The 477-nt window shown below is 68.3% G+C and carries 1 pseudogene; it reads left to right on the top strand.

The features are described from left to right. Window positions 1-343: pseudogene (locus FH08_RS0133975) on the top strand (indole-3-glycerol-phosphate synthase TrpC); the annotation flags it as partial. Window positions 344-477: the final 134 nt, after the last annotated feature.

Consider the following 477-nt stretch of genomic DNA (forward strand, 5'->3'; position numbering starts at 1 on the left):
GTCACTGGGGATGACGCCCCTGGTCGAGGTCCACACCGAGGAAGAAGCCGACCGGGCACTGCAGGCCGGCGCGAAGATCATCGGGGTCAACGCCCGGGACCTGAAGACCCTCGAGGTCGACCGCGACTGCTTCGCCCGGATCGCCCCCGGTCTGCCCAGCAACATCATCCGGATCGCCGAGTCGGGGGTGCGTGGTACCGCCGACCTGCTGGCCTACGCAGGTGCCGGCGCCGACGCGGTTCTGGTCGGTGAGGGCCTGGTGACCAGTGGAGACCCCCGCAGCGCTGTCGCCGACCTGGTGACGGCCGGCACGCACCCGTCCTGCCCGAAACCGGCCCGCTGAATTGCGGGCTCCTGCGCGAAAAGCAGTTGAGTTCTGATGTCTGATCTGACAGGTACTGAATTGCCGCAGATGAGCGCGGCCATCGCCGAGCCCACCAGCCACGACCCGGACGCCAAGGGGCACTTCGGTGCCTA

It is taken from the genome of Caballeronia sordidicola (assembly GCF_000729995.1).
Classification (GTDB): domain Bacteria; phylum Pseudomonadota; class Gammaproteobacteria; order Burkholderiales; family Burkholderiaceae; genus Caballeronia; species Caballeronia sordidicola_A.